This is a genomic window from Nonomuraea salmonea (genome assembly GCF_042428605.1).
In the GTDB taxonomy this organism is placed as follows: domain Bacteria; phylum Actinomycetota; class Actinomycetes; order Streptosporangiales; family Streptosporangiaceae; genus Nonomuraea; species Nonomuraea salmonea.
This window is the reverse complement of the sequence record NZ_JBHMCF010000003.1, coordinates 1,013,847-1,026,886: the sequence shown is the minus strand read 5'-3', so window position 1 is coordinate 1,026,886 and position 13,040 is coordinate 1,013,847. Positions and strand designations below refer to the sequence as shown.

14 protein-coding genes are annotated in these 13,040 nt (G+C 71.1%); 8 read left to right on the top strand and 6 right to left on the bottom strand.

Annotated elements, in window-relative coordinates:
• Positions 1 to 6: 6 nt before the first annotated feature.
• From ACFFR3_RS05815 to coaA, 6 genes are all read right to left on the bottom strand, one after another.
• Entirely contained in the window at positions 7 to 723 is a 717-nt protein-coding gene (locus ACFFR3_RS05815; RefSeq protein ID WP_364364589.1) for an ABC transporter permease, read from the bottom strand.
• Positions 723 to 1,637 (bottom strand): ABC transporter ATP-binding protein, encoded by a 915-nt coding sequence (locus ACFFR3_RS05810; protein WP_345395716.1) that lies wholly within the window; start codon positions 1,635 to 1,637, stop codon positions 723 to 725. The genes ACFFR3_RS05815 and ACFFR3_RS05810 overlap by 1 nt, the downstream gene beginning before the upstream one ends.
• Positions 1,634 to 2,494: an ABC transporter permease gene (locus ACFFR3_RS05805; RefSeq protein WP_345395719.1), complete on the bottom strand. Its 861-nt coding sequence runs from the start codon at positions 2,492 to 2,494 to the stop codon at positions 1,634 to 1,636. Before ACFFR3_RS05805 ends, ACFFR3_RS05810 begins: the two co-directional genes overlap by 4 nt.
• Positions 2,487 to 3,395, bottom strand: a complete 909-nt coding sequence (locus tag ACFFR3_RS05800; RefSeq protein ID WP_364364593.1) for an ABC transporter ATP-binding protein — start codon at positions 3,393 to 3,395, stop codon at positions 2,487 to 2,489. Before ACFFR3_RS05800 ends, ACFFR3_RS05805 begins: the two co-directional genes overlap by 8 nt.
• 40 nt (positions 3,396 to 3,435) lie before the next feature.
• A complete protein-coding gene (locus ACFFR3_RS05795) occupies positions 3,436 to 4,362 on the bottom strand; it encodes a DUF389 domain-containing protein (RefSeq protein WP_379482709.1) in 927 nt (308 codons plus the stop codon).
• A gap of 163 nt (positions 4,363 to 4,525) precedes the next feature.
• Positions 4,526 to 5,428 (bottom strand): type I pantothenate kinase, encoded by a 903-nt coding sequence (coaA, locus tag ACFFR3_RS05790; RefSeq protein ID WP_364365847.1) that lies wholly within the window; start codon positions 5,426 to 5,428, stop codon positions 4,526 to 4,528.
• Positions 5,429 to 5,604: 176 nt separating this feature from the next.
• Here coaA and ACFFR3_RS05785 point away from each other — a divergent pair, with 176 nt between their 5' ends.
• From ACFFR3_RS05785 to ACFFR3_RS05750, 8 genes are all read left to right on the top strand, one after another.
• Positions 5,605 to 7,011 carry an alkaline phosphatase PhoX gene (locus ACFFR3_RS05785; RefSeq protein WP_345395725.1) on the top strand — a complete coding sequence of 469 codons (1,407 nt, stop codon included), beginning with the start codon at positions 5,605 to 5,607 and terminating at the stop codon, positions 7,009 to 7,011.
• 18 nt (positions 7,012 to 7,029) lie between these two features.
• Positions 7,030 to 7,380, top strand: coding sequence for a holo-ACP synthase (locus ACFFR3_RS05780; RefSeq protein ID WP_345395728.1), 351 nt, complete (start codon positions 7,030 to 7,032; stop codon positions 7,378 to 7,380).
• A 9-nt stretch (positions 7,381 to 7,389) separates the two neighbouring features.
• Positions 7,390 to 8,841, top strand: coding sequence for an NAD(P)H-hydrate dehydratase (locus tag ACFFR3_RS05775; protein ID WP_364364602.1), 1,452 nt, complete (start codon positions 7,390 to 7,392; stop codon positions 8,839 to 8,841).
• 68 nt (positions 8,842 to 8,909) lie between these two features.
• Complete coding sequence (alr, locus tag ACFFR3_RS05770; protein ID WP_379482721.1) at positions 8,910 to 10,031, top strand: alanine racemase; 1,122 nt, start codon at positions 8,910 to 8,912, stop codon at positions 10,029 to 10,031.
• 45 nt (positions 10,032 to 10,076) lie between these two features.
• The gene (locus ACFFR3_RS05765) at positions 10,077 to 11,153 is read left to right on the top strand and encodes an alpha/beta fold hydrolase (protein ID WP_364364605.1); all 1,077 of its coding nucleotides are present in this window, start codon (positions 10,077 to 10,079) and stop codon (positions 11,151 to 11,153) included.
• Positions 11,154 to 11,648, top strand: coding sequence for a tRNA (adenosine(37)-N6)-threonylcarbamoyltransferase complex ATPase subunit type 1 TsaE (gene tsaE / locus ACFFR3_RS05760; protein ID WP_345395739.1), 495 nt, complete (start codon positions 11,154 to 11,156; stop codon positions 11,646 to 11,648). It begins immediately after the preceding gene.
• Between the two features lie 168 nt (positions 11,649 to 11,816).
• Positions 11,817 to 12,488: a hypothetical protein gene (locus tag ACFFR3_RS05755; protein WP_364364608.1), complete on the top strand. Its 672-nt coding sequence runs from the start codon at positions 11,817 to 11,819 to the stop codon at positions 12,486 to 12,488.
• Between the two features lie 4 nt (positions 12,489 to 12,492).
• Complete coding sequence (locus ACFFR3_RS05750) at positions 12,493 to 13,035, top strand: class F sortase (RefSeq protein WP_364364611.1); 543 nt, start codon at positions 12,493 to 12,495, stop codon at positions 13,033 to 13,035.
• Positions 13,036 to 13,040 lie beyond the last annotated feature (5 nt).

Below are 13,040 nucleotides of genomic sequence, written 5' to 3'. Positions count from 1 at the left end.
GTACGGTCACTCGTCGCCGGTGAGTGAGAAGGCGCGCAGGCGCTGGCCGGCCCAGAGGACGGCGGCGACGGTGACGACGAGCAGGGCGGGGACGGCGAAGCCGAGCGTGACGTCCGCCTTGAGGAAGGGCGAGTCGCTGAGCTGGTCGGCGATCGACTGGCCCCAGTGCTGGATGGAGAACCTGCGGGCGCCCGGCACGAGGTTGCCGACGAGGCTCTCCCAGACCAGGGCGTAGACGATGCCGATCGTCACCGCGTGCCGGGTGACGATGCCGAGCAGTAGGAACAGCGCGGCGTAGGCGATGCCGGCGGCCAGGGTGCCGAGGGCGAAGCCGGCGGCGACGCCGTCCTCACCGCGTACGAGCAGCCAGCCCGACACGTACGTCGGCACCGCCGCGAACACCGCCAGCAGCGACGCGGCCACCAGAAACTTGGTCATGACGATGGTCGGGCGCGAGATCGGCTTCGACATCAGGTGGATGATGGTGCCGTCGTCGATCTCGGGGGCGATGACGCCGGTGCCGGCGATGAGGCCGAGCAGCGGCAGCATGGTGCCGATGGCGAAGTTCTGCAGCAGCAGGACGGCCGAGCGCTGGTCGGCGGCGCCGAAGACCTTGAACAGCACGGCGAGGCCGATCAGGGCCAGCGGGAGCAGCAGGAGCAGGATGATCCGCCGGCGCCCCAGCAGGGCCCGGTAGGTGATGCCCGCGACGACTGTGTTCATCAGGAGCTCCTGTTGATGAGGTAGGAGAAGACGCTCTCCAGGTCCTCGTCCGCGGGGGAGACCTGGTGCAGGCTGACGCCCTCGGCGCGGGCGACCTGGGGCAGGAGGCGGGCGAAGCGGCGGAACTCGGTGGCCTGGACCTCCAGCCCGTCGGGGCGCAGCGTGATGCCGCCGGTGGAGTCGTCGCGTACGAGGGCGGCGGCCAGTTTCCTGTCGTCGCTCGACCGGATCCTGAACAGGTGGGGCCGGTCGGTCATCAGCCGCCTGATCTCGCGGAAGTTGCCCGACGCGGCGTGCCGGCCGGCCACCAGCACCTCGATGTGCTGGGCGACCCGCTCGACCTCCTCCAGGATGTGGGAGCTGAACAGGATGGTCTTGCCCGCCGTGCCCATGGCGCGGATCAGGTCCATGAGGTGCAGCCGCTGGCGCGGGTCCATGCCGTTGAACGGCTCGTCGAGCAGCAGCACGGGTGGGTCGTGGACGAGTGCGGCGGCGACCTTGACGCGCTGGCGCATGCCCTTGGAGTACGTCTCGACCCGCCGGTCCTTGGGCTCCTCCATCTCGACGGTGGCCAGGGCCTTGCGTGCGGCCTCGTCGGGGTCGGGCAGGCCGTGCAGGCGGGCGGCGGACAGCACGAACTGCCAGCCGGTCAGGAAGCCGTAGACGCCCTCGCGCTCGGGGACCAGGCCGATGCTGCGGTAGATGTGGTGGTTCTTCCAGACGCGGGTGCCGTCCAGGGTGACCGTGCCGCCCGACGGGGCGAGGAAGCCGGCCATCATGTGCAGGAGCGTCGACTTGCCCGCCCCGTTGGGGCCGAGCAGGCCGGTGACGCCCGGCCCGATGGTCATGGTGACGTCGTTGACCGCGACGACGTTGCCGTACCAGCGGGAGACCTGAGAGAGCTCGATCTTCATCGCGCGGCCGCCTTCCTGTAGCGCAGGGCCAGCGCGGCGAAGCCGGCGGCGAGCAGCACGAGCAGCACCGCGATCGACACGGCGCCGCTCGGGTAGACGCCGTCCTCGATCGCGTGGGACGGCGTGCCGAACACCGCGTGCTGGACGGAGTCGACCAGCCAGAACGGGTTGACCAGCCAGGCGTAGGTGGCCGCGGCCTCGTTGCCCGCCGAGTAGAGGGTGCCGTAGATGATGGGGACCGCGGCCGACGACAGCAGGTAGACCGTGATCACCGAGGCCACGCCGAGGCCGCGCCTGGGCGTGAACGAGGCCAGCGCGAGCCCGAAGACCGACAGCAGCAGCGCCAGCACCAGCGCCATCAGCACGGAGCTGAGGTATTCGCCGGTGGCGGGCGGTCCTGGCATGTCGATGAGCAGCTCGCCGGCGTAGACCACGGTGATCGGGGCCGCGACGAGCGCGAAGACCGCGATGGTCATCGCGGCGACCTTCGCGCCGACGTACTCGGCGATCGAGACGGGACGCGACAGGTAGAGCGGCAGGACGCGGTAGCGCAGGTCGGGGGCGACCACCGTGGGCGCCTGGGCGGCCAGGAAGATCGCCACGACGGCCTGCATGACGACCGCGAAGCCGCTGTAGTCGATGCCGCGCTGCTGGGCGAGGGCCATCAGGGCGATGTTCACGATGGCCGGGAAGAACATGATGGCGACCAGCGAGTACGGGACGATCTTGCTGCGCGCGGGCCGGCCGAGCCCGAAGACGCCGCGCAGGCTGTGGACCGTCAGCGCCCTGGTGGAGTAGCCGCGGCCGAGCCTGGGGCCGTCGTAGTGGCGATAGCCGATGTCGTAGATCTCAGACATGTGCCACCTCATCCCTGAAGACGTCCTCGATGCGGTGGCGTCCCTGCTCCAGGCGGATCAGGCACAGGCCCAGCTCGGCGGTGGCGTCGCGGATGGCGTCGTACGTCTGCTCGCCCGCCACCTTCACGACCAGCTGCCGCCCCTGGAGCGAGACCGTCTGCCCGTCGCCGGACAGCTTGGCGGCCAGGTCGTCGAGCCCCTCGTCCACCTCGACCGTCAGGGTCTGGGTGGCCTGGGTGAACTCGCCGATGGCCGAGGAGCGCAGCAGTCGTCCCGCGTCGATGACGATGACGTGGTCGCAGATGCGCTCGAGCTCGCCGAGCAGGTGGGAGGTGACCAGCACGCTGATGCCGAACTCGGTGCCGATGCGCCGGATCAGCGTCAGCATCTCGTCGCGCCCGCGCGGGTCGAGCCCGTTGGTCGGCTCGTCGAGGAAGATCAGCTTGGGGTCGTGGACGAGTGCCTGGGCCAGCTTCACCCGCTGTTTCATGCCGGTGGAGTAGGTGCCGACGGCACGGTAGCGCTCTTCCGCGAGCCCCACGTGGCGCAGCACGTCGGCGGCGCGTTCGCGGGCCGCGGTGCGCGGCAGCCCGGACATGCGGGCGAGGTGGACGACTAATTCGGTCGCGGATACGTCGGGGGGCAGGCATTCGTGCTCGGGCATGTAGCCGACGAGCCGGCGGATCTCGGCGCCCTGCGTGGTGACGTCGAGATCGAGCACGCGCGCGGTGCCCTCGGACGGCGGCAGCAGGCCGAGCAGGATCTTGATCATCGTCGACTTGCCGGCGCCGTTCGCCCCGACCAGACCGGTGACCCCCGGCCCCACGGTGACCGAGAGCCGGTCGACCGCGGTGACGGTGGGGAAGCGCTTGGTCAGCCCCTCGGTGGCGAGGATGTGCATGAGCCGGACACTACCCGTCCGCCCGGCGCCGCCGCCTCGGTCATAGGGATGAACGTCGTCCTACTTGAGGCCAGAATCTGCGCTGGACCAGGAGGGTGAGCGTGCCCGCCACGCTCATCCCCAAGAGGTTCAGCGCGAGCTGGGAGATGGAGCCGCCGACCTCCCGCAGCTCCTGGACGGCCAGCGAGACCGCCACGTAACCGGCGGCGGGGACCGTGGTGACGGAGATGAACACGCCGATCAGGGCCGTCGACTTGCCCGCCGTGATCGACAGCACCCCCGCCGCGCCGGCCAGCAGGGCCACGACGAACGACCAGCGGTCGGGCTTGACGATGAACTGCACCTCCTCGTGCCCGCCGATGTCGCCGGGGCCGAACCAGCCCAGCCAGTACGCCGCGAGCGCGCACGCGTACGCGATCGCGATCGCCGCCACGAACCCGACGACCAGCGTCCGCAGCGCGCTCACGATCAGCCGCCCGTCGCCGCGCAGCAGCCCGAAGCAGACGGCGGCGACCGCGCCGAACTCGGGACCGAGCACCATCGCGCCGACGATGAGGACGAGGGAGTTCTGCAGCACGCCGATGCCGACCAGCAGCGTGGCGATGGTGAGGAACACCAGGTACGACCAGGTGACCCGGGAGTCGGCCGAGACCCGCTGGGCCAGCTCGGCCCACACCACGGCGTCGTCGGGCTCGCCCGGGGCCTCCTCGACGGCGACGTCGGCGGCCTCCGACAGCGAGAGGTCGACCTGCTCGGCCGCGATGGAGCCCTCGGTCCGCAGCCAGGCGAGCCGGCCGAGCACCTCGTTGGCCGACTCTCTGGCCGCGTCGCAGAGCACCACGTCGCCGCGCGGCTCGCGGGCGGCGCCCGGCAGGACGACGATGTTGGTGACGCCTGGGCAGCTCTCCAACACCGCCGTCGCCTCTTCGGTGCGCGCGGCGGGGACGATCAGTCGCAGGTGCAGCACTCCGACATTCTCGTCGATCGGATGTTGACGGGGTGTTGACGCCGGTACGCGAACGTTCCTCGCATGATCTGGTGTCATGGTCACGGCGAGGAGTGCTGGTTCGCCGGCGTCGACGATCTGGGGTGTGCGGGCAGGTTCGGGCGTTACGTGTACGAGGAGGCGTTCAGGTCTGGCGAAGACGCACCCGTCGTACGGAGTGGTCTGCGCCCTTCTTGAGCACGAGGTCGGCGCGGCCCCTGGTGGGGGCGATGTTCTCGACGAGGTTGCGCTCGTTGATGTCGCGCCAGACGTTCTCCGCGAACGCCGTGGCCTCCTCGTAGGAGAGCTCGGCGATGTGGCGGAAGTAGGACTTGGGGTCTTCGAAGGCGGTGCGGCGCAGCTTGTGGAAGCGTTCGACGTACCAGGTGCGGATGTCCTCGACCTTGGCGTCCACGTAGATGGAGAAGTCGAAGTAGTCGTTGACGGCGAGGGACGTGGGCGGGGCCGGTTGGAGGACGTTGAGCCCCTCGATGATCAGGATGTCGGGATTTCTCACGGTCTGCGCGGCGCCGGGGACGATGTCGTACTCCAGGTGGCTGTAGATCGGCGCCTTCACCTCCGCCGCGCCCGCCTTGACCTCCGCCACGAACCTGACCAGCGCCCGCCGGTCATAGCTCTCGGGGAAGCCCTTGCGGTGCATGATCTTCTTGGCCTCCAGCACCGCGTTGGGGTAGAGGAAGCTGTCGGTGGTGATCAGCTCCACGTGCGGGTGCTCGGGCCAGCGCGCGAGGAGGGTGTGCAGCAGCCGGGCCGTGGTCGACTTGCCGACCGCGACGCTGCCCGCGATGCCCAGGATGTACGGGACGCGCTGCTCCTCGTGCCCAAGGAACGCGCTCAGCACGCTGCTGCGCTGCTTGGACCCGGTGAAGTGCAGGTTGAGCAGCCGGGTCAGGGGGAGGTAGATGTCGGTGACTTCGGTCAGGTCGATGGGGTCGTCGACCCCGCGCAGCTCTTCCAGCTCGTCTGCGGTGAGAGTCAAGGGCGTGTTCTTGCGGAGCTCGCTCCACTGCTCCCTGCTCAGTTCCACGTAGCCGTTGTTCACCTAGGCAGCGTAGCGATGCCCGACAAAACGGATCATGGGAGGGGCGCGTCCCCGGATATCCACAGCCTGTGGATGAAGACGTGGGATTACCGAGACTCAGTTCGGGGAAAGCGAAGGAGTTCGGCTGCCGCGAGCGGGTACTGTGCCTCACGGAGGTTGCCATGGACCGTCGCCGCTTCATCTCCACCGTGGCCGCCGGCATCGCCGGGCCCTTCGCGGGCGTCGCGTGCGTGAGCCATCAAGGCCAGGCCAAGCCGGTGCGCGCGTACGGGCCGCTGCGTCCCGTACGCGACCTGCGTGACGGCGAGGTGCGCCTGCACCTGCCCGACGGCTTCCGCTACCGCTCGTTCAGCGTGGCCGGCAGCAAGTTCGGCGACGGCTCGACCGTCCCCGGCCGCCACGACGGCATGGCCGCCTTCGCAGGGCCCAAGGGCAGCACGATCCTCATCCGCAACCACGAGGTCAACGGCCCGGTCGGCGCGTTCGGCGACAAGAAGCGGGCCTACGACCCGATGGCCGGCGGCGGCACCTCCACGCTGCGCGTCACCCGCCACGGCGAGGTGATCGAGAGCGCGCCCTCGCTCTCCGGCACCATGATGAACTGCTCGGGCGGCCCCATGGCCTGGCGCGCCTGGGTGACCTGCGAGGAGACCGTCAACGGCCCCGACGTCGGTGACGACTTCTCCGGCGGCGACAACTCCAAGCTCACCCGCAAGCACGGTTACCTCTTCGAGGTGCCGGTCGGCCGCGCCGCGAGCGCCAGGCCGATCCGCGCGGCCGGCCGCTTCGCCCACGAGTCCGTCGCCTTCGACCCCTCCTCCGGCGCCCTCTACCTCACCGAGGACAACTTCGGCTTCCCCTCCGGCTTCTACCGCTACCTGCCGCCCAAGCACCCGGTGCTGGCCGGGCGGCTGCTCGACGGCGGCCGGCTGCAGATGCTCGCCGTCAAGGGCGCCAAGCGCAAGGACCTGTCGGTGGGGCAGAAGCGCGGCGTCACGTACGAGACCACGTGGGTCGACATCGACGACCCCGACCCCGACTTCCGCGGCAGGCCGTCCAACGACGAGGCCGTCCAGGCCGTGGGCAAGCAGGGCAGGGAGGCGGGCGCGGCGATCTTCTCCCGGCTGGAGGGCGCCGTGCAGCACCAGGGCACGGTCTACTTCGTCTCCACCCAGGGCGGGGCCACCGCGCCCGGCGACGAGGCGCCCGACGGCTTCGGCGACGGGCGCGGCCAGGTGTGGGGCTACGAGACGTGGAGCGGCAGGCTCAAGCTCGTCTACGAGTCGCCCCGCGCCTCGGCGCTCGACCTGCCCGACAACGTCACCGTCAGCCGCCGCGGCACGCTCGTGCTCTGCGAGGACGGCGACGGCGCCAACTACCTGCGCGGGCTCAGCAAGGCGGGGGAGATCTTCGACTTCTGCCGCCTGGAGCCCGTCGACGGCGACCCGGGCGCCGAGTTCGCCGGCTCCACGTTCGGGCCGGGCGGCCACACCCTCTACGTCAACGTGCAGGCAAGACAGGGCATGTCCCTGGCCATCTGGGGGCCGTGGGAGCGCGGCCCGTTCTGAAGCCCATACGCTGGGACGATGATCCTGGGTATCGGCGTCGACGTCGTTGACATCGCCCGCTTCGAGGCCGCGCTGCAGCGCACTCCGCAGCTCAAGGACCGGCTGTTCACCGAGGTCGAGCAGCCGCTGCCGGTCCACTCGCTGGCCGCCAGGTTCGCCGCCAAGGAGGCCGTCGCCAAGGCGCTCGGCGCGCCCAAGGGGCTCGGTCATCTGGAGGCCGAGGTGCGCTGCGACGAGCTGGGCAAACCGGAGCTGCGGGTCTACGGCAAGGTGGCCGAGGCCGCGTACGGGCTGGGCGTCAAACGCTGGCACCTTTCGCTCAGCCACGACGCGGGGGTGGCCGTGGCCTACGTGATCGCGGAGGGATAGCGTCAGATCATGAAGACCGCCTACACAGCCGACCAGATCAGGCAGGCCGAGCAGGCGCTCATGGCCCGGCTGCCCGACGGCACGCTGATGCAGCGGGCCGCGGCCGGGCTGGCCGCCGTCTGCGCCGATCTTCTGGGCCGCGTCTACGGCAGCCGCGTGGTGCTGCTCACCGGCAGCGGCGACAACGGCGGCGACGCGCTCTACGCGGGGCAGCGGCTGGCCAGGCGCGGCGCCAGGGTGGGCGTCGTGGCGGCCGGCTCGAAGACGCACGAGGCGGGGCTGCGGGCGCTGCTCGACGCCGGTGGGCGGGTCGTCGATCGGTCCGCCATCGACGAGGCCGATCTGATCATCGACGGGCTGGTCGGCATCGGGGTGTCGGGGGCGCTGCGCGAGCCGTACGCGGAGCTGGCCCAGCAGGCCGCCGCCGCGCGCGGGCAGGTCGTGGCGGTCGACGTGCCGAGCGGGGTCGACGCCTCCACCGGGCGGGTCGAGGGCGCCGCGGTGCGGGCGCGGGTGACCGTGACCATGGGGGCGTACAAGACGGGGCTGCTGGTCGATCCGGGCGCCGCGCACACCGGGCGGGTCGAGCTGGTGGACATCGGGCTCGGGCCCTACCTGCCCGACCCCGACGTGGCCGCGCTCACCGACGCCGACCTCGACGTGCTGCTGCCGCGGCCGGGCAACGAGTCGGACAAATACCGCAGAGGCGTGCTGGGCGTCGCGGCGGGCGGTGACCTGTTCACCGGCGCGGCCGTGCTCGCCGTCGGCGGTGCGCTGCGGGGCGGCGCCGGCATGGTCAGGTACGCCGGCCGCCCCGCCCCCGTCGCCCAGGTGCGCTCCCACTGGCCGGAGTCCGTGGTGACGGAGCTCGACGAGCCCTCCATCACCCGCGTGGGCCGGGTGCAGGCGTGGGTGCTCGGCCCGGGGCTCGGCACCGACGACTGGGCGCACGAGCTGGCCGCCGAGGTGCTCGCCTCCGACGTGCCCGTGCTGGTCGACGCCGACGCGCTGACGCTGGTCGCCAGGGACCGTTCGCTGCTGTGGCGCAACGCGCCCGTCCTCATCACGCCGCACGCCGGCGAGCTGGCCAGGCTGCTGCGCGCCGACCGCGACGCGATCGAGGCGGCCCGCCTCGAACACGCCCGCAGGGCGGCGGCGGAGCTGGGCGTCACCGTGCTGCTCAAGGGCTCGACCACGGTGGTGGCCGAGGACGCCCGCCCGGTGCGGGTCAACCCCACCGGCACGTCGTGGCTGGCCACCGGCGGCACCGGCGACGTGCTGGCCGGCCTCGCGGGCGCGCTGCTCGCCCAGGGCCTGAGCTGCTACGACGCCGCGTCCTGCGGCGCCTACCTGCACGGCGTGGCCGGGCGGCTGGCCGCCGAGGGCGCGCCGCTGGCCGCGGGCGACGTGGCGACCGCGCTTCCCCGGGCCATCCGGGCCGTGACCAGCGCCATTTCGTGACGTCCAGGCCGGGCGAAGCGTGCCCGGCCATGAGCCCGAGCTGCCAGACTGGAGAGATGGACCACCCGATGACCACCCCCGCCGAGGCACGGGTCGACCTGGGCGCCATTCGCCACAACGTGGCCCTGCTGAAAGAGCGGGCCGGTGGCGCGCAGTTGATGGGCGCGGTCAAGGCCGACGCCTACGGCCACGGCCTGCTGCCCACGTCCGAGGCCGTGCTGGGGGCGGGGGCGAGCCGGCTCGGCACCGCGTTCATCCAGGAGGCGCTCTACCTGCGCGCCGGCGGGGTGAGCGCGCCGATCCTGGCCTGGCTGATCACCCCCGGCGAGCCGATCGCCGAGGCGCTGGCCGCCGATGTCGAGCTGTCGGCCTCGCATCCCGCCCTGCTCGACGAGATCGCCGCCGCCGCCCGCGCCACGGGCCGCGCAGCGAAGCTCCACCTCGAAGCCGACACCGGCATGAGCAGGGGCGGGGCGCCGCAGGCCGCCTGGCCCGACCTGCTGGCCAAGGCGCTTGAGCTCAAGGCCGAGGGCGCCATCGAGATCGTCGGCATCTGGTCCCACTTCGCCTGCGCCGACATCCCCGGGCATCCGTCGGTCGCACGACAGCTTGAGACGTACGAGACGGCTCTGAAGCTGGCCGAGCAGGCCGGCGCTGCGGGCTCTGAGGTGATCAGGCACATCTCCAACTCCGCCGCCGTCGTCACGCTGCCCGAGGCCCGCTTCGACATGGTCAGGACCGGCATCGCGATGTACGGCCTGAGCCCCGTCCCCGAGCTGGGCGACTTCGGCCTGCGGCCCGCCATGACGCTGGTGGCTAGGGTCGGCCTGGTCAAGCGGGTCGTCGAGGGCTCGGGCGTGTCCTACGGCCACCTCTACACCACTTCGTGCGAGACCACGCTCGCCCTGGTGCCGCTCGGCTACGCCGACGGCGTGCTGCGCCACGCGACCGGGCGGGCCGAGGTGCTGGCGGGCGGGCGCCGCCGGCTCGTCGCGGGCCGGGTGTGCATGGACCAGTTCATGATCGACATGGGTGACGACCCGATCTCCGCGGGCGACGAGGTCGTGCTGTTCGGCCCCGGCGACGGGGGCGAGCCGACCGCTCAGGAGTGGGCCGATACCCTCGGCACGATCACACATGAGATCGTGACGAGGATCGGAGCGCGGGTGCCCAGGATCTACCACCAGTGACGAAGGGCACATCGCGGCGGCCATGAGTGGAGAAGGATCGGGCACATGACGACGACGGCAAGACGGCGCCGGGTAGGGATCGCCGGCGCGCTCGTCGGCGCGGCCTCAGCAGGCGTCGCGGCGGCGGCGCTGGCCAAGCGGTACGCGGTCGGCCGCATCAGGCTGCGCCCCGACACCGAGGCCAGCGAGCCGTTCGGCGAGCTGCGCGGCACCGAGCACACGCTCATCACCTCCGACGGCAAGGCGCTGCACGTCGAGATCGATGGCCCGGAGCGGAAGAACCCGTCGGCCGACGACGAGCCGCCGCTGACCGTCGTCTTCTGCCACGGCTACTGCCTCAGCATGGAGTCGTGGCACTACCAGCGCAAAGACCTGCGTGACAACTACCGCGTGGTCCTGTGGGACCAGCGCTCCCACGGCCGCTCCCAGCGAGCGGGCGCCGAGGACAGCACGATCGACCGGCTCGGCGACGACCTCGCCGAGGTCATCGCCGCTCACGTGCCCGGCCCGTGCGTGCTGGTCGGCCACTCCATGGGCGGCATGACGATCATGGCGCTGGCCGACCGTCACCCCCACCTGTTCGGCGACAAGATCCGGGCGGTGGCCCTCATCGCGACCTCGGCGGGCAAGCTGGCCGAGCTGACGCTGGGCCTGCCCGCGATGCTGTCGAAGGTCGTCCACAAGGTCGCCCCCACCACGGTGTCGATGCTGGGCAAGCGCGGCTCGCTCATCGACAGGACCCGCAACGCGGGCAGCGACATCGCCTTCCTCCTCACCCGTTACGTCGGCTTCGGCGACTCGAAGAACGTCAGCCCGACCGTCGTCGACTTCGCCGAGTCGATGATCAGGGCCACCCCGACCGAGGTGGTCGCCGACTTCTACCCGGCGCTGATGAACCACGACAAGCTCTCCGCGCTGCACGTGCTCGACCCGGTGCCCACCGCGATCCTGGTGGGCGACCGCGACTGGCTGACCCCGCCCGACCACAGCAAGGCCATCGCCGCCGCCCTGCCCAAGGCGCAGCTGACCGAGGTGCCCGACACCTCGCACCTGATCCAGCTCGAGCGGCCGGGCGTCGTCAACGACGCGCTGCGCGACCTGCTGAAGAGAGTGGAGCTGTAAGTGCGCGTCGCGACCACCGAGGAGATGCGGGCCTTCGGCGCCCGCCTGGCCGCCCGGCTGCGCGCCGGCGACCTCGTCGTGCTGTCGGGCCCGCTCGGCGCCGGCAAGACCACGCTCGTGCAGGGCCTCGCCGAGGGGCTCAAAGTACGCGGGCCCATCACCTCGCCGACGTTCGTGATCGCCAGGGTGCATCCGTCGCTGCGGCAGGGGCCGCCGCTGGTGCACGTCGACGCGTACCGGCTGGGTGGTGACCTGGAAGTCGACGACCTCGACCTCGACGCCTCGCTGGAGGAGTCCGTCACCGTCGTCGAGTGGGGCGAAGGGCTGGTCGAAGGGCTGGCCGACGACCGGCTGGAGATCCACATCGACCGCGAGGCCGGCGACGAGGCCCGCGTCGTCACCCTGCGCGGCGTGGGCGCCCGCTGGGCCGGGCTCGGGCCCGGCTCCGGGCTCGACTTCGGGGCCGACACGCCGTCTGAACCGCCACAAGACTAAAACGCAGGTCACTATCCGGTAAGACTGGCACCCTTGACGTACCGGGCCGGCTATCTGAAACATGATCGTTGGTCAGTGATTCGCCCAGAATTTCTGGGTATCAGGAGGGGCGACATCCATCGTTCTGGTGGATGCTGGGTAGCAAGACGGCAAAGTGGGGTGCGGCCGGTGCTCAGGGTCAGACGAGTCGCGTACGCGGGAGCCATCGCCATGGTCGGCCTGACCGGCTGCTCGGCCTCGGCCGACACCGATCCGACACCCACACCCACCCCAACCGCCAGCGCGAGCCCCACAGGCACCACCACCGCCAGCCCCCGCGTGACCACCACAAGGCAGAACATCAACGTCCAGGTCAACCCCGACCGGGTCACCGCGGGCGAGACGTCCCGGGTGTGGGTGCTGGCCAACTGTCCGGTGCCGACCGGCGGCCCCGCCCACACCGGCACGGCCACGTCCAAGGCGTTCATCAACGGCGTCCCGCTCAGCCCCGTGCCGGCGTCCACGACGTCCCCCACCGCGACTCCCGCCTCTCCCTCGCCATGGGTGCGCGGCGAGGCGCAGGTCTCGGGAACGATCCGGCGCGGCAACTACCGGGTCGACGTCAAGTGCGAGGGCACCAACGACATGGGCCGCGCCACGCTGCGCGTCGTCGCGGCCGAGCCCGACCCCACCGAGACCACCACGCTGCCCACCAGGGCGCCACGGGCGGGCGGCGGCGGCACGTACGCGCAGGACGCCTCCGAGGAGTCGTCGATCCCGCTCGGCCCCGCGGGCGTGCTCATCGCCCTGGCGCTGGCCGGCGGCATCGGTTACGCGATCAAGCGGCGCACCAGGGCATAAGGTCATGGCCCGTCCAGGACGGGTGGTGCTCGCAGGGGCCGTGACCGGCCTGCTGCTGGTCGCGTTCGGCAAGAGCATGGAGACCGGCACCACCACCCCCGCGCAAGCCTCCGTCGTGCCCAAGACGATCGACATCCCGTCGATCGACGTCGAGGCGCCGCTGATGAAGCTCAAGCTGCTGGAGAACGGCGAGGTCGAACTGCCGCCGTACGAGAAGCCGAAGACGGCCGGCTGGTACACCGGCAGCTCCGTGCCCGGCGAGAAGGGCGCCTCCGTGATCATCGGGCACGTCGACACCAAGACGGCGCCCGCCGTGTTCTACAAGCTCAGGGAGTTACGCAAGGGCGAGACCGTGAAGGTCGAGCGCAGTGACGGCAAGGTCGTGCGCTACAAGGTGGACGCGATCGAACAGGTGCACAAGGACAGCTTCCCGGCGAAAAAGGTGTACCTGGAAGACGGCCTCAAACTGGTAACGTGCGGTGGCAAGTTCGACTACGCCAAGGGCGAATACGTCGACAACATCATCGTCTACGCGTCCCAGGTCTGAGGCTC